14 protein-coding genes and 1 pseudogene are annotated in these 15,353 nt (G+C 68.5%); 5 read left to right on the forward strand and 10 right to left on the reverse strand.

All coding sequences use genetic code 11. From position 1 onward, the window contains the following. Window position 1: 1 nt before the first annotated feature. From IG194_RS11170 to nudE, 6 genes are all read right to left on the reverse strand, one after another. Window positions 2-1,867 (reverse strand): Na/Pi cotransporter family protein, encoded by a 1,866-nt coding sequence (locus IG194_RS11170; protein WP_058487710.1) that lies wholly within the window; start codon window positions 1,865-1,867, stop codon window positions 2-4. Between the two features lie 45 nt (window positions 1,868-1,912). Then, on the reverse strand, window positions 1,913-2,254 hold the full coding sequence (locus tag IG194_RS11175; RefSeq protein WP_043269552.1) for a hypothetical protein: 342 nt from the start codon (window positions 2,252-2,254) through the stop codon (window positions 1,913-1,915). 85 nt (window positions 2,255-2,339) lie between these two features. Continuing rightward, a complete protein-coding gene (locus tag IG194_RS11180; RefSeq protein WP_058487711.1) occupies window positions 2,340-2,918 on the reverse strand; it encodes a lysophospholipid acyltransferase family protein in 579 nt (192 codons plus the stop codon). 144 nt (window positions 2,919-3,062) lie between these two features. Beyond that, window positions 3,063-3,875, reverse strand: a complete 813-nt coding sequence (gene mutM / locus IG194_RS11185) for a bifunctional DNA-formamidopyrimidine glycosylase/DNA-(apurinic or apyrimidinic site) lyase (RefSeq protein WP_058487712.1) — start codon at window positions 3,873-3,875, stop codon at window positions 3,063-3,065. Between the two features lie 787 nt (window positions 3,876-4,662). Next, window positions 4,663-5,481, reverse strand: coding sequence for a 3'(2'),5'-bisphosphate nucleotidase CysQ (gene cysQ / locus IG194_RS11190; RefSeq protein ID WP_058487713.1), 819 nt, complete (start codon window positions 5,479-5,481; stop codon window positions 4,663-4,665). Next, entirely contained in the window at window positions 5,481-6,047 is a 567-nt protein-coding gene (nudE, locus tag IG194_RS11195) for an ADP compounds hydrolase NudE (protein ID WP_009615159.1), read from the reverse strand. Before nudE ends, cysQ begins: the two co-directional genes overlap by 1 nt. A gap of 114 nt (window positions 6,048-6,161) precedes the next feature. Between nudE and yrfG the strand changes: the two genes are divergently transcribed. Beyond that, window positions 6,162-6,824, forward strand: coding sequence for a GMP/IMP nucleotidase (gene yrfG / locus IG194_RS11200; RefSeq protein WP_058487714.1), 663 nt, complete (start codon window positions 6,162-6,164; stop codon window positions 6,822-6,824). Between the two features lie 128 nt (window positions 6,825-6,952). Here the strand turns inward: yrfG and lysM are convergent, their stop codons facing one another. Then, window positions 6,953-7,390, reverse strand: coding sequence for a peptidoglycan-binding protein LysM (gene lysM, locus IG194_RS11205; RefSeq protein ID WP_043269560.1), 438 nt, complete (start codon window positions 7,388-7,390; stop codon window positions 6,953-6,955). A gap of 241 nt (window positions 7,391-7,631) precedes the next feature. Between lysM and fdhD the strand changes: the two genes are divergently transcribed. From fdhD to IG194_RS11225, 4 genes and pseudogenes are all read left to right on the forward strand, one after another. Beyond that, complete coding sequence (fdhD, locus tag IG194_RS11210; protein ID WP_058487715.1) at window positions 7,632-8,474, forward strand: formate dehydrogenase accessory sulfurtransferase FdhD; 843 nt, start codon at window positions 7,632-7,634, stop codon at window positions 8,472-8,474. Further along, window positions 8,471-10,792 (forward strand): FdhF/YdeP family oxidoreductase, encoded by a 2,322-nt coding sequence (locus IG194_RS11215; protein WP_058487716.1) that lies wholly within the window; start codon window positions 8,471-8,473, stop codon window positions 10,790-10,792. The genes fdhD and IG194_RS11215 overlap by 4 nt, the downstream gene beginning before the upstream one ends. Before the next feature lie 333 nt (window positions 10,793-11,125). Beyond that, entirely contained in the window at window positions 11,126-11,614 is a 489-nt protein-coding gene (locus IG194_RS11220; protein ID WP_043269566.1) for a surface antigen, read from the forward strand. A gap of 111 nt (window positions 11,615-11,725) precedes the next feature. Further along, window positions 11,726-12,144, forward strand: a pseudogene (locus tag IG194_RS11225) (glycine zipper domain-containing protein). A 135-nt stretch (window positions 12,145-12,279) separates the two neighbouring features. Here IG194_RS11225 and IG194_RS11230 read toward each other — a convergent pair. From IG194_RS11230 to IG194_RS11240, 3 genes are all read right to left on the reverse strand, one after another. Continuing rightward, window positions 12,280-12,711 carry an acyl-CoA thioesterase gene (locus tag IG194_RS11230; protein WP_058487717.1) on the reverse strand — a complete coding sequence of 144 codons (432 nt, stop codon included), beginning with the start codon at window positions 12,709-12,711 and terminating at the stop codon, window positions 12,280-12,282. A 7-nt stretch (window positions 12,712-12,718) separates the two neighbouring features. Beyond that, entirely contained in the window at window positions 12,719-13,882 is a 1,164-nt protein-coding gene (locus IG194_RS11235) for an iron-containing alcohol dehydrogenase (protein ID WP_043314003.1), read from the reverse strand. 549 nt (window positions 13,883-14,431) lie between these two features. Beyond that, complete coding sequence (locus IG194_RS11240; RefSeq protein ID WP_058487718.1) at window positions 14,432-15,226, reverse strand: thymidylate synthase; 795 nt, start codon at window positions 15,224-15,226, stop codon at window positions 14,432-14,434. Window positions 15,227-15,353: the final 127 nt, after the last annotated feature.

Raw genomic sequence — 15,353 nt, forward strand, 5'->3', positions numbered from 1 at the left:
GTCAGGGCACCAGCAGCGAGGGCGCCCCGTCGGCATCGCGCTCGGGCAGGGCGCCGTCCAGGCCCTGCTCGGCGCGCAGCTGCAGCACGTTGCGCAGGCTCTGCACGATGCGGCTGGCGTAGCCCAGGTCGTTCATCAGCGAGCTGGTCTGGGCGCCGTCCAGCTCGTGGCGGCGCACCGCGGCGAACAGGCGGTTGCGGAAGGCGCCGTCGAATTCCGCGGCCTGTTCGTCGAACAGCGCCAGGCGCGCGGCCCAGGCGCCTTCCGGCAGCTGGCGGGGGTCGAGGGCGCCGATGGCGCGCACCTCGCGCAACGCGCCCAGCAGGTGGCGACGCAGCTCCAGATAGCATTCCCGCGCAACCGAAGGCTCGCCCTGCAGCGCCCTCCCCAGGTTCTTCTGCAGGTGCTTGGCGTCCTTAACCGCGTCCACCAGTTGCAGCGCCGCCACCTGGCAGGCCATCCAGAAATGCTGGTGCGCCTCGTCCAGCGGCGTCTCCAGGCGCCCCATGAAGCTCAACAGGTCACCGTACACGCCCTTGATGTGCTGCTGGTAGAGCGCCTGGGCGTCCATGGCGAAGCGCTCCGGCCCGGCGTGCAGGGCGGCCTCGTCCACCTTCGGCTGGTTGAGCAGGTCCACCGGCAGGTAGAGCGCGTGGCAGATCACCTCGATGCTCAGGCGCCCGAGGTGCTGCAGCTCCTGGGTCACCGCGCTGGCGGCGGCGTCCGCCGAGTCCAGGGCGCGCTCGCTGAGGTAGCGCGCATGAGTGCGCTCCGGCAGTTGCACCGCGGTCGCCGGGGCCAGGTCGGTGATCAGCACCGAAGGCTCCTCGACGTCCGGCAGCCAGCGGATCAGCCACTGCGCCAGGCGCGTCTGCAACGGCCAGAACAGCAGCACGCCCATGCCGTTGAACAGGGTGTGGAAGGCCGCCAGCTGGATCAGCAGGTTGTCGCCCAGGCCGACCTGGGCGGTCAGCCAGCGCACCAGCCAGGTCAGCGGCGCCAGTAGGATGAAGGCGATCACTCCGCTGACTACGTTGAACAGCACGTGGGCCAGGGCCAGGCGCTGGCCGTTGCGGTTGCCGCCCAGGGAGCCGACGAAAGCGGTGGTCACGCTGCTGCCGACGTTGGAACCGATGGCGATGGCCAGGCTCTGGCCCAGCTCCAGCTGGCCGCCGGCCAGCGCGGCGAGGGTCAGCATCAGGGTGGCGTGGCTGGACTGCAGCACCACGGTGACCAGGGTGCCGATGCCGACGAACAGCAGGGCCCCCAGCACGCCTTCGGCCTGCAGGCCGGTCATGTCCATGGCGTCGCCGAAGCTGGAGAAGCCTTCCTTGATCTGGTCGATGCCCAGGAAGATGAAGGCGATGCCCATGAGGATGCGCCCGGCGGCCTTGCTCTTGGGCCCGTTGAAGCTGGCCAGCACGCCGAACACCAGCAGCGGCAGGGCCAGCGGGCTCAGGCTGAGGTTCTGCCCGGCCAGGGCCAGCAGCCAGATGCCGCTGGTGGCGCCGAGGTTGGCGCCGAAGAGGATGGCGATGCCGCTGGCCAGCTGGATCAGCCCGGTGCTGATGAAGGCGATGGTGAGCAGCGAGACCAGGGTGCTGGACTGCAGCACGAAGGTGCCGCACAGGCCGAACAGCAGGCTCTTGGACGGCGTCGAGGTGCTGCGTTCGAGCCACAGCTCCAGCTGGCTGCCGGCCAGGTCGCGCAGGCCCTCCTCCAGGCACTGCATGCCGAACAGGAACAGCGCCAGGCCCGCGCCCAGCTGTAGCAGCCCGGCGCTGGACCAGAAGGCGTAGCCGAGCCCGCCCCCCGCCAGCAGCAGGAGCAGCGGGCGCAGGTGCTTCTTCAGTTCGCTACGGGCCATGGCCCCCTCGGCAAGGGCGCGCCGGCGTACCGGCGCGACAGAGGATCAGTCCTGCTTGTAGCCGCTTTCGGTGCAGCCCAGGCAGCGTACGAAGGTGGCCTTGCCCGGGTCCACCACCAGCGCCTGGCCGGCTTCCTTGACGTTGCCGCCCAGGGCGGTGAACGGCAGGCTGACGATGAAGGCCGCGGTGCCGATCACGGTGGCGCCCAGCAGCAGCGGGCGGGCGATGATCAGGTCGCCGAGCATCTTGTAGAACGGCGGCGAATCGGTGCTGTAGATCGGGTCCCCGCTGGAGGTGTTGCTGATCGCGTCGGAGGCCTGGGCGGTAACGGCCGACAGACCGAAGGTCAGGGCCAGAACGACGGCCAGGGCGCGGAACAGGTTCATGGCGTAAATCCTTTTTTATGCTGGGTTGGCAGGCAGACTGCCATTAACTATATCAGCGCGACAGGGCTTGTCAGCGTGATGGCCATCAACCGCCGAGGAAGGCGTGCTCCGGCTTCCTCGGCACGAAGGGGCGGTAGAAGGCCAGCATCCGCTGCAGGTCGGCCGCCTCGTCGCCGCTCGGCCAAAACGGCTCGCCGATGACGATGCGGCGGTTGCCGTAGTCCAGCGCCGCCAGCACCACCGGCACGCTGGCGCCGCGGGCGATGTGGTAGAAGCCCATCTTCCAGCGCTCGACCTTCTTGCGCGTGCCCTCGGGGGAGATGATCAGGATCATCTCGCGGCTGTCGCGGAAGGCCTGCACCGCCTGCTCCACGGTGTTCAGCTTGAGGTGGCGCTGGATCGGGATGCCGCCCCAGCGCCGCAGCAGGCCGCCAAACGGCCGGCGGAACAGGGTGTGCTTGGCGAACCAGCGGGCGTTCAGGCGCAGCACGAACTTGGCCGCCAGGAACAGCATGAAATCCCAGTTGGAAGTGTGGTGCGCGCCTATCACCACGAACTTTTCGAGGGGCGGCAGCGCGCCTTCGATGCGCCAGCCGGCGGCCTTGAGCATGCCGTGGCCGAGCCATTCGGCGAAAGGGTTGCGGGGCAGGTAGTTGCCGGACATCGATGGACCTTCTTGTTGTTATGGGTGCAGGGCAGGGTTCGCGAGCAAGCTCGCTCCTACAGGCGGCCGCTCTTCGTAGGAGCGAGGAGGACGCCTAGTTCTTGCTCGCGAACCACCCGATAGCAATAGCGGAAAAGCGCCCGCTCAGCGTTGGCAGCGCGGACAGTAGACGCTGGCGCGCTGGCCCAGGCGCACCTCGCGCAGGGTACTGCCGCAAACCTTGCAGAACTCCCCGCCGCGGCCGTAGACGAACAGCTCCTGCTGGAAGTAGCCGGGCTGGCCATCGCCGCCGACGAAGTCGCGCAGGGTGGTGCCGCCGCGCTCGATGGCGATGGCCAGGATGCGCTTGATCTCCTCGGCGAGCTTCAGGTAGCGCGCCCGCGAAATGCTCCCGGCCTCGCGGCGCGGGTCGATGCCGGCGGCGAACAGCGCCTCGGTGGCGTAGATGTTGCCCACCCCGACCACCACGGCGTTGTCCATGATGAACGGCTTGACCGCCATGCTGCGCCCGCGGGACAGCTGGTACAGGCGCTCGCCCTCGAAGGCGTCGGTGAGCGGTTCCGGGCCCAGGTGGCGCAGCAGCTCGTGCTCCAGCGGCGCCTGGCTCCAGAGCAACGCGCCGAAGCGCCGCGGGTCGGTGTAGCGCAGCGCCAGGCCCGACTCCAGCTCGATGTCCACGTGCTCGTGCTTGGCCGCCGCCAGGCCGCATTCCACCAGGCGCAGGCTGCCGGACATGCCCAGGTGGCTGATCAGCGTGCCCGCCTCGGCCTCCAGCAACAGGTACTTGGCCCGCCGCGTGACCTGCAGGATGCGTTGCCCGGACAGGCGCACGTCCAGGTCCTCGGGCACCGGCCAGCGCAGGCGCCGGTCGCGGACCACCACGCGGCTGACGCGCTGGCCTTCGAGATAGGGCGCGATGCCCCGGCGGGTGGTTTCGACTTCGGGTAATTCAGGCATGGAAAGTCACGGCGATGATGATCTGTCTGTAGGCGCAAGCTTGCTCGCGAACCGCTTCGCTTGCCAGGGGCAGCTGTCTTGCCGGCTGCGCCGAGATGCTCTTCGTAGGATGGGTTGAGCCTGCGAAACCCATGCGGTTGCGCTGATGGGTATCGCTTCGCTCAACACCATCCTACGGGTGTTTCCCTTGCAGCCCCGTAGGAGCGGATCTTATCCGCGAATCGCGCCGGTGTGTCCGGCTATCGCGGACAAGGTCCGCTCCTACGGGAAGCACCATGCCTCATGTTGAACTGTAGGAGCGGGCCCTGCCCGCGAAATCGCGCGCAGGGCGCGCTCCTACATGGGAATGGCGCGGAGGCGTGGCGTAGGAGCGGATCTTATCCGCGAATCGCGCCGGTGTGTCCGGCTATCGCGGACAAGGTCCGCTCCTACGGGAAGCACCATGCCTCAGTTGAACTGTAGGAGCGGGCCCTGCCCGCGATTTCGCGCGCAGGGCGCGCTCCTACATGGGAATGGCGCGGAGGCGTGGCGTAGGAGGATCTTATCCGCGAATCGCGCCGGTGTGTCCGGCTATCGCGGACAAGGTCCGCCTACGGGAAGCACCATGCCTCAGTTGAACTGTAGGAGCGGGCCCTGCCCGCGATTTCGCGCGCAGGGCGCGCTCCTACATGGGAATGGCGCGGAGGCGTGGCGTAGGAGCGGATCTTATCCGCGAACCACGCCGGTGTGTCCGGCTATCGCGGACAAGGTCCTACGGGAAGCGATTCCGTGCGCAGGGCGCGGGAAATCAATCCAGCGCGCGGGCCAGCTGGATCAGCTCGTCGCGCCAGGCCGCCGCCTTCGGCAGGGCCAGGAAGGAGCCGTTCAGGTAATCCTCGCGGGCCTCGTAGGTGAAGGCTTCGCCGCGCAGGTCCAGCACTTCGCCGCCGGCGCCTTCCAGCACGCCCTGGGCCGCCGCGGTGTCCCACTGCGAGGTGGGCGCCAGGCGCGGGTAGCAGTCGGCCGAGCCTTCGGCCAGCAGGCAGAATTTCAGCGAGCTGCCGATATTGGCCAGCTCCAGGTCGCCGAAGCGCTCGCCCAGGCCGGCCAGCAGGCGCTCCTGGGCCGGGCTGGAGTGGCGCTTGCTGGCCACCACGGTGAAGGCTTCGGCAGGCGCGGTGCGCACGCTGATCGGTTCGACCGCGCCGCTCGCATCCCGGCGCCAGGCGCCCAGACCGGCGCCGCCGTAGTAGCAGCGGCCGGTGGCCGGAATGCCGACCACGCCGAACAGCACCTTGCCGTGCTCGATGAGGGCGACGTTGACGGTGAATTCCTCGCTGCCGGCGATGAACTCCTTGGTGCCGTCCAGCGGGTCGACCAGCCACCAGCGCGACCACTGGCTGCGCTCGGCCAGGGCGATGGCGCAATCCTCCTCGGACAGCACCGGCACCTCCGGCGCCAGCGCGCGCAGGCCTGCTTCCAGCACGCGGTGCGCGGCCAGGTCGGCGGCGGTCACCGGCGAGGCGTCGGCCTTCTCGTCCACTTTCAGTTCGCTGCGCCAGAACGGCAGTATGACTTCGCCGGCGCGCTGCGCCAGCGCCACGACGGATGGAATCAGGTCTTGCATCAGAGCTGCAGCTCCCCACGCTGGATCAGGATGTCGCGCACCAGGTAGAGCGCGGCCAGGGCGCGGCCTTCGCTGAAGGCGGCGTTCTGCGCCAGGCTGGACAGCTCGCGCAGGTTGATGCGGTCCACCCGCAGCGGCTCGGGTTCGTCGCCCGGCAGGCTTTCGGCGTAGAGGTCGCGGGCCAGCACCACCTGGATGCGCTGGCTCATGTAGCCCGGCGACAGCGACAGCTCGGTGATGTACTCCAACTGCCCGGCGCCATAGCCGGCCTCTTCCTTCAGCTCGCGGTTGGCCGCGGCCAGCACGTCCTCGCCCGGCTCCACCAGGCCCTTGGGCAGCGACAGTTGGTATTCGTCGACGCCGGCGCAGTACTCCTCAACCAGCACGGCGTGCTCGGCGTCCAGCAGCGCCACCACCATCACCGCGCCATAACCCTGGCCTTTGCCCACCAGGCGCTCGTAGGTCCGCTCGACGCCGTTGGCGAAGCGCAACTGCAGCTCTTCGACTGCGAACAGGCGGCTCTTGGCGACGATCTCGCGGGCGAGCACCTCGGGTTTCTGACGCATGGGACGACTCCTGGGGCGGGTCCGGGTGGGCTATGATACCCGCCTTTTCCGATAATCCGTGCCGATCCTTGCGCCTCGATGGCGACAGGACGGCACTTCGCGACAGGGCAGAACATGCCACGCCTGGACTGGGCCGGGATCGACAGCGTCTTGCTGGACATGGACGGCACCCTTCTCGACCTGCACTTCGACAACCATTTCTGGCTCGAGCACCTGCCGCAGCGCTACGCCGAGCACCACGGCATCAGCCGCGAGCAGGCCGACGCCGAGCTGCTGCCGCTGTTCCGCGACAACGCCGGGCAGCTCAACTGGTATTGCCTGGACTTCTGGAGCCGCGAACTGAAGCTGCCGGTCCGCGACCTCAAGCGCGAGGTGGCGCACCTGATCGCCCTGCGCCCGGACGCCGACACCTTCCTCGCCGCCCTGCGCGGCGCCGGCAAGCGCGTGGCGCTGATCACCAACGCGCACCGCGATTCGCTGTCGCTGAAGCTGGAGCGGGTGGAGCTGGCGCCCTGGTTCGACCGCCTGATCAGCTCCCACGACTACGGCTTCCCCAAGGAAGACCAGCAGTTCTGGCAGGCCCTGCACGCCGACTTCGGCTTCGAGCCGGCGCGCAGCCTGTTCATCGACGACAGCCTGCCGATCCTGCGCAGCGCCCGCGCCTTCGGTGTCGGCCACCTGCTGGCGGTACGCCAGCCGGACAGCCGCCAGGGGGCGAAGGACACGGCGGAGTTCGCGGCGGTGGAGGATTACCGCGCATTGATCGAGGGCCTGTAGGAAGAACACCGTCGTAGGATGGTGTTGAGCGAAGCGATACCCATCACCACCGCTGCATGGGTTTCGCTTCGCTCAACCCATCCTACAAAGAGCGCCGTTACAGGGTATCGATCCCCCGCCTGCCCGCCTTATTCCGGAATCCGCAGCACCTGCCCCGGGTAGATCTTGTCCGGGTGGCTGAGCATCGGCTTGTTGGCCTCGAAAATCTTCATGTAGGCGTTGGCGTTGCCGTACTCGGCCTTGGCGATGGCGCTCAGAGTGTCGCCCTTCTTCACCGTCACGAAGCGCGCCGCCGGCGCCGCCTGGGGCACGCTGATGCTGTCCTCGACGCCGGCCACGCCTTCGACGTTGCCCAGGGCCAGGAGAATCTTCTCCTTCTCTTCCTGGCTGGCCGCCTCGCCGCTGACGATCACCTTGTCGCCCTCGACGCTGACCTGGATGTTCGGGTTGCCCAGGCCGACCTTGGCCACGTGCTCCTTCAGCGAATCGGCGGCCTGCGCCTTGTCGCCCAGCAGGCCGCCCAGCAGTTTCTCGCCGGCTTCCTTAACGAATGACAGAATGCCCATGTCCTTTCTCCTTGCGGTTACGGTTCCAGCGGCCGGCTCCAGGCCGCCCGCGCCGCCAGGAAGTCTAGACGCCACCCGGGGAGACAACGATAGGAGTCGTCCGAAAGCCGGCGGCACCCGACGGAACGCCCCGCCCAGCTTGGTGATAGATGCCATCGATCACGGCATAGGCGCTGCCGATTAGACACCCTCGGCCCCCAGGCTTAGGCTGGGGCCATTATTCGAATACAGTGCCCACCCCATGCCTTGCCAGCCAGATCGCCCGGTGCCCGCGGATGCCGCAGCCGAGGGCGCCTACGCCTATGCCGAACTGGGCAGCGGGCCCGCTTCCGGCAGCGCCGTGCTGGCCGAGGAAGTGGCCCTGGCCATCGCCTACAACGGCCTGAGCCAGGCCGTGATGATGGCCTCGCCCGGCGACCTCGAGGATTTCGTCCGCGGCTTCAGCCTGAGCGCCGGCCTGGTCGAGTCCATCGACGACATCTATGACATCCGCCTGAAGCGCCTCGCCGACGCCGTCAGCGTCGACGTGCAGATCACCAACCGCGCCTTCTGGGCGCTCAAGCGCCTGCGCCGGCGCCTGGCCGGTACCAGCGGCTGCGGCCTGTGCGGCATGGAAGCGCTGGAACAGGCGCTGCCCGAACTGCGCCCGCTGGAACCGGCGCCGCTGCCGCCTGCGGCCCATCTGCAGGGCCTGCGCCAGCGCATCGAGCAGGCGCAGAGCCTGGCGCAGCGCAGCGGCGCGCTGCACGCGGCGCTGTATGTCGACGGCAGCGGCAGCATCGTCCTGTGCCGCGAGGACATCGGCCGGCACAACGCCCTGGACAAACTGATAGGCGCGCTCAAGCAGCAACGCCTGGACTGCCGCGAGGGCTTCGCGGTGGTCACCAGCCGCTGCAGCCTGGAGCTGATCCAAAAGGCCGTGCGCGCCGGCATCGCCACCCTGGTCAGCCTGTCCGCGCCCAGCGCGCTCACCGTCGAGTGGGCGCGCGGGCACCGGCTGAACCTGGTCCACCTCCCCCACCACAACGCGCCGCGGGTCTACAGCCCGGCGCCGGCCTCCCACCGACACCCGACATCCCGATGAGCCTGCAACCGATCAACCCCCGTTACCAACCCTACAAGGGCCCGGCAGCCGGCTGGGGCGCGCTGATCAGCGTCACGCGCTTCTGGCTGGATAGCAAGCAGCCGCTGAAGAACCTGCGCGCGCTGCTCAAGACCAACCAGAACGGCGGCTTCGACTGCCCCGGCTGCGCCTGGGGCGACTCCCCCGAGGACGGCCGGGTGAAGTTCTGCGAGAACGGCGCCAAGGCGGTGAACTGGGAAGCCACCAAGCGCCGCGTGGACGCCGCCTTCTTCGCCCGCCACAGCGTCAGCGCGCTGCGCGAGCAGAGCGACTACTGGCTGGAGTACCAGGGCCGGCTGACCGAGCCGATGCGCTACGACCGCGCCAGCGACCGCTACGTGCCGGTGAGCTGGGACGAGGCCTTCGCCCTGGTGGCCAAGCACCTGAACAGCCTGGAAAGCCCCGACCAGGCCGAGTTCTACACCTCCGGCCGGGCCAGCAACGAGGCGGCCTTCCTCTACCAGCTGTTCGTCCGCGCCTTCGGCACCAACAACTTCCCGGACTGCTCGAACATGTGCCACGAGGCCAGCGGCGTGGCCCTGGGGCAAAGCGTCGGGGTCGGCAAGGGCACCGTCACCTTCGACGACTTCGAGCACGCCGACGCCATCTTCGTGTTCGGCCAGAACCCCGGCACCAACCACCCGCGCATGCTCGAACCGCTGCGCGAGGCGGTGAAGCGCGGCGCCCAGGTGGTGGCCTTCAACCCGCTCAAGGAGCGCGGCCTGGAACGCTTCCAGCACCCGCAGCACGCCCTGGAGATGCTGACCAACGGCTCCGAGCCGCTGAACACCGCGTTCTTCCGCCCCGCCCTGGGCGGCGACATGGCCGCCGTGCGCGGCATGGCCAAGTTCCTCCTGCAGTGGGAGCGCGAGGCCCAGGCCAAGGGCGAGCCGGCGGTGTTCGACCACGCCTTCATCGCCGAACACACCCATGGCGTCGAGGCCTACCTGGCCGAGCTGGACGCCACCGCCTGGGACGCCATCGAGCGCCAGTCGGGCCTGAGCCTGACCGAGATCGAGACGGCGGCGACCATGTACCGCCGCGCCGAGCGCGTGATCATGTGCTGGGCCATGGGCCTGACGCAGCACCGCCATTCGGTGCCGACCCTCCAGGAAGTGGTCAACCTGCAGCTGCTGCGCGGCAACATCGGCCGGCCCGGCGCCGGCCTGTGCCCGGTGCGTGGCCACAGCAACGTGCAGGGCGACCGCACCATGGGCATCAACGACCGGCCGCCAGCGGCGCTGCTCGATGCCCTGGAGAAACGCTTCGCCTTCCAGGTGCCGCGGCACAACGGCCACAACACCGTGGAAGCCATCAACGCCATGCTCGAAGGCAAGGCGCGGGTGTTCATCGGCCTGGGCGGCAACTTCGCCCAGGCCACGCCGGACAGCCCGCGCACCCACCGCGCCCTGGCAAGCTGCGCGCTGACCGTGCACATCAGCACCAAGCTCAACCGCAGCCACCTGACCTGCGGCGAAGACGCGCTGATCCTGCCCTGCCTCGGCCGCACCGACGTCGACCGCCAGGCCGGCGGCCCGCAGGCGGTGACCGTGGAAGACTCCTTCAGCATGCTCCACGCCTCCTACGGCCAGCTGGAGCCGCTGTCGACGCAGATGCGCTCGGAACCGGCGATCATCGCCGGCATGGCCAAGGCCACCCTGGGCAACCGCCCGGTGGACTGGGACGCGCTGATCGCCGACTACGACCGCATCCGCGAGCTGATCGCCGACACCATCTCCGGCTTCGCCGGCTTCAACCAGCGGGTCAAGCACCCGGGCGGCTTCTACCTGGGCAACGCGGCCCGGGAACGGCGCTGGAACACCGCCAGCGGCCTGGCCAACTTCAGCGCCGCGCCCCTGCCCGAGGACCTGCTGCCGGAGCAGGTGCGGCGCACCGGCCAGCGCCCCGACCTGATCCTCCAGACGCTGCGCTCCCACGACCAGTACAACACCACCATCTACGGCCTGGACGACCGCTACCGCGGCGTGCGCGGCCAGCGCGAGGTGGTCTTCGCCAACGAGGCGGACATCCGCCGGCTGGGCTTCGAACCCGGGCAGAAGGTGGACATGGTTTCCCTGTGGGACGACGGCGTGGAACGGCGGGTCAGCGGCTTCACCCTGCTGGCGTTCGACGTACCGGAAGGCCAGGCGGCCGCCTACTATCCGGAGACCAACCCGCTGGTGCCGCTGGAAAGCCACGGCGAAGGCAGCTTCACCCCCACCTCGAAGTTCGTCGCGGTGCGCCTGGAAAACGCCCGGGACGACGGCCGCATCTTCTGAGGCTGCTCGGGCGTACGACCTCGAATGGTTGTACGCCCGGGTCATTCATCCGGAAAATTCAACGGGAAAGGGCCGAGGCTGGTCTACGGAATCGGCTTTCGCCTTTTTCCCAATCGCGTGAAATGCCATCATTGCAACAGCATTTTGTGAGAAAAACACGCGAATTCCGTACCCTCGGAATGTCATTCTGACAGCCCGAAATAGAAAAAGTTCTGTTCTTAAATCATATACTTGCGTTTTTTGATGAAAGTCGCGTCACTCGTCGGCAGAGGCTTGTAAGCGCCTTCGTACAACAGCAGCATCGGCGCCAACATCCACACAGAGAACCTCTCTATGAAGTACTCCTCGATGCTCCTGTTGTCTCTTGCGCTGGTCGGTGGTTCCGCCTTCGCGGACGGCGACACCCGTGCCGGCGTCGGTGGCGCCCTGGGCGGGGTATTGGGTACCGTCGTCGGCCAGGCGGTCGGCGGCAGCACCGGCGCAGCCATTGGCGCCGGTGTCGGTGGCGCGGCCGGCGGCGCGGTCGGCGCCCGCCGCGGCAACAAGACCGAAGCGGCCATCGGCGGCGGCCTCGGCGCAGCCGGCGGCCAGGTCATCGGCAACAAGATCGGCGGCAGCACCGGCGGCCTGATCGGCGCGGCCCTGGGCGGCGGCGGCGGTGGCGCCCTGGGCAACCACTATGCCGACAGCAACCGCCACGACGATGACGACGACTACCGCGGCTACCGCCGCGCCCGCTACGACGACCGCCACCACTGGCACGACCGTGGCCGTCATCGCGGCTGGTACAAGCACCATCGCCACCACAAGCACTGGGATTGACCCAGGGCAGGCGCCCCGCGATAAACCCCGCAGCTCAGCCGGACACCCTTGTCCGGCTGTTTTGCGTTCGGAACAATGCTTCCACCCCCTTCCCTCCTGAAAGGTTCGAACATGCGCAAGACTCTCTCGGCCCTGGCCCTCGGCCTGGTCGCCAGCCAGTACGCCCTGGCCGGCGACAACACCAACGCGGCGGTCGGTAGCGGCCTGGGCGGCGCCCTGGGCAACGTCGTCGGCGGCGCCCTGGGTGGCAGCACCGGCGCGGCCATCGGCGCCGGCGTCGGCGGTGCGGCCGGCGGCGCCATGAGCGCCAAGGACGGCAAGAAGACCGAGGCCGCCATCGGCGGCGGCCTGGCGCGGCCGGCGGCTCGGTGCTGGGCAACAAGGTCGGCGGCTCCACCGGCGCAGCCATCGGCGCCGGCCTGGGCGGCGCGGCCGGCGGCGCGGTGGGCAGCTCGCTGGCCGATGACAAGGATCATCACGACAGCGGCCACAAGCATAAGCACAAGCGCCGGCACAAACACCGCGACTGAGCCTTCAGTCGCACAGGCCACGCAAAACGCCGTTTCCTCCCTGAGAGGAAACGGCGTTTTTCATGGTGGCTGGAGCCCCTGGCCGTAGGTGAAACGGCGGATTGGAGGTTGGGTGCAGGGCGCGCTCAACCGGGCTCAGCCTGCCAGCAACGCCTGCATCGCCTCGCGCAGGCCGGCGGGAATCGGCACCGGCCGGTTGCCCGCGCGTTCGACGAAGACGTGCACGAAGCGCCCGGCGGCGCAGGCCAGGTCCTCGCCCTGACGGAACACCGCCAGCTCGTACTGCACCGAGCTGTTGCCCAGCTTGCCGACGCGCAGGCCGACCTCGATGCGCTCGGGGAAGGCCACGGGGGCGAAGTAGTCGCAGCTGGAGCTGACCACGAAGCCGACCACCTCGCCGTCGTGGATGTCCAGCCCGCCCTGCTCGATCAGGTAGGTGTTCACCGCGGTGTCGAAGAAGCCGTAGTAGGTCACGTTGTTCACGTGGCCGTAGATGTCGTTGTCGTGCCAGCGCGTGGTGATCGGCTGGAAGTGCCGGTAGTCGGCGCGGCTGGGGTGTTCGCTCATGTCGTCCTCAGTAGGCGGCGCGGTAGATCGCCAGGGCATCGGCCTCGTCGACCTCGCGCGGGTTGTTGACCAGCAGGCGCTGCTGCTGCATGGCGTCGCTGGCCAACAGCCGCAGCATGTGCTCCGGCACCCCGGCGTCGCGCAGGCGCGAAGGCAGGCCGCAGCGTGGGCTGAGGTCCGCCAGCTCGTCGATGAACTGCCCGACCAGGCCGTCGCGGTCGCCGGGGCGCAGGCGCTCGCCGAGCAACAGCGGCGCCAGTTCCGCGTACAGCGCAGCGGCGGCCGGCGCATTGAAGCGCATCACCTCCGGCAGCACCAGCGCGTTGGACAGGCCGTGGGGAATGTGGAAATGCCCGCCCAGCGGGTAGGCCAGGGCGTGCACCGCCGCCACCGGTGCGTTGGCGAAGGCCTGGCCGGCCAGGCAGGCGCCCAGCAGCATGGCCTGGCGCGCCTCGCGGTTGGCGCCGTCGTGCACCACCGCATCGAGGTTCCGCGCCAGCAGGCGCAGGGCCTCGCGGGCCAGCAGGTCGGACAGCGGGTTCTTCTTCAGCTTGCTGGTGTAGGCCTCGATGGCATGGACCATGGCGTCGATGCCGGTGGCCGCGGTCACCGCCGGCGGCAGGCCGAGGGTCAGGTCCGCATCGAGCAGGGCCAGGTCCGGCAGCAGGTGCGGGCTGACCACGCCGCTCTTGGTGGTGGCGCCGGTGGTGACGATGGCGATGGGGGTGACTTCCGAGCCGGTGCCGGCGGTGGTCGGCACCTGGATCAGCGGCAGCCGCGGGCCGCGGGCATTGCCCACGCCGAACAGCTCCGGCAGGGCCTGGCTGGCCTGCGGGTGGGCCAGCAGGGCGACCAGCTTGGCCACGTCCATGGAACTGCCGCCGCCGAAGCCGACCACCAGTTGCGCGCCCATCTCCAGCGCCTGCATGGCGGCCTGCAGGACCACCGCCTCCGGCGGGTCGGCCAGCACCTGGTCGAACACCTGCACCGCCACCCCGGCGGCGGCGAAGCCCGGCAGCACCCCGTCGAGCAGGCCCAGGCGGGTGATGCCGGGGTCGCTGACGATGAGCACGCGGTCGGCGCCGCGCTCCCGGCAAAGCGCGCCGAGGCGGACGGCGGAACCGCTCTCGCAAAGGATCTGCGCGGTGGTGGCGAAGCTGAAAGGCTGCATGACATTTCCCCGTCGTTATCGTTGTTCGGCGCAAGGGCATGGCGCGGCGCAAGCGCAGTGGGGCCGTCCGGACAGCGACGGGCGATCGGGGCAGCATAGCAAGCCGCCACGATCAGGCGGAACCTTGTATCGCTATGCGAAATGAAGCACTACCAATCGAATGGATAGCGCAGCGGCGGGCAGTATTTACGAAGAGCCCAGCACCTTGGCGCGATTGAAAACAACGTAGGGGCAACTGTCTGCGTCGAGGTGCTTTTCGTAGGATGGGTTGAGCTTGCGAAACCCATGCAGTTGCGCTGATGGGTATCGCTTCGCTCAACGCCATCCTACGAAAAGCCGTGCTTCCTGGAACCGTAGGAGCAGACCTTGTCCGCGATAGCCGGACGTCCCGGCGCGGTTTGCGGATAAGATCCGCTTACGCTACGCCCCCACGCCATTCCCATGTAGGAGCGCGCCCTGCGCGCGAATCGCGGACGGAGTCCGCTCTTGGGCAAGGGCAGAACGGGAGGAAGGCCCCCACCACATGGGCGGGGGCGAAGAGGCGGGCGGTCAGACGGCGACAGGCGCCTTGATGTGCGGATGGGACTCGTAGCCGACCAGCTCGAAGTCCTCGAAGCGGAAGTCGAACAGGTCCTTCACCTCGGGGTTGAGCTTCATGGTCGGCAGCGGCAGCGGCTCGCGGCTCAGCTGCAGGTCGGCCTGTTCCAGGTGGTTGGCGTACAGGTGGCAGTCGCCGCCGGTCCAGATGAAGTCGCCCGGCTGCAGGCCGGCGACCTGGGCCACCATCAGCGTCAGCAGGGCGTAGCTGGCGATGTTGAAGGGCACGCCGAGGAAGATGTCCGCCGAGCGCTGGTACAGCTGGCAGCTGAGCTTGCCGTCGGCGACGTAGAACTGGAACAGCGCGTGGCACGGCGGCAGGGCCATCTCGTCGATCAGCGCGGGGTTCCAGGCCGAGACGATCAGGCGGCGCGAGTCCGGGTTGTTCTTCAGCATCGTCATCAGGTTGGCGATCTGGTCGATGTGGCGGCCGTCCGGCGCCGGCCAGGAGCGCCACTGGTAGCCGTAGACCGGGCCCAGGTCGCCGTTCTCGTCGGCCCATTCGTCCCAGATGGAGACGCCGTTTTCCTTCAGGTAGGCGATGTTGGTGGAACCTTTGAGGAACCACAGCAGCTCGTGGACGATCGATTTCAGGTGGCACTTCTTGGTGGTCACCAGGGGGAAGCCTTCGCCCAGGTCGAAGCGCATCTGATAGCCGAATACGCTGTAGGTGCCGGTGCCGGTACGGTCGCTCTTGAAGGTGCCGTGCTCGCGCACGTGGCGCATCAGGTCGAGGTACTGTTTCATGGAAAACCCGTGTCGTAGAGAGGTCCGCGAGGCACGCCGAAGGTTCGGCGCGGGCGCATTCGCCCTGCAGAATCGCGAGATGCCGCAATACTAAGGGGCAGGCCCGCGTATCGCCACCCTTGGTTGG

The sequence above is a fragment of the Pseudomonas sp. ADPe genome (genome assembly GCF_014843515.1).
GTDB lineage: Bacteria > Pseudomonadota > Gammaproteobacteria > Pseudomonadales > Pseudomonadaceae > Pseudomonas > Pseudomonas citronellolis.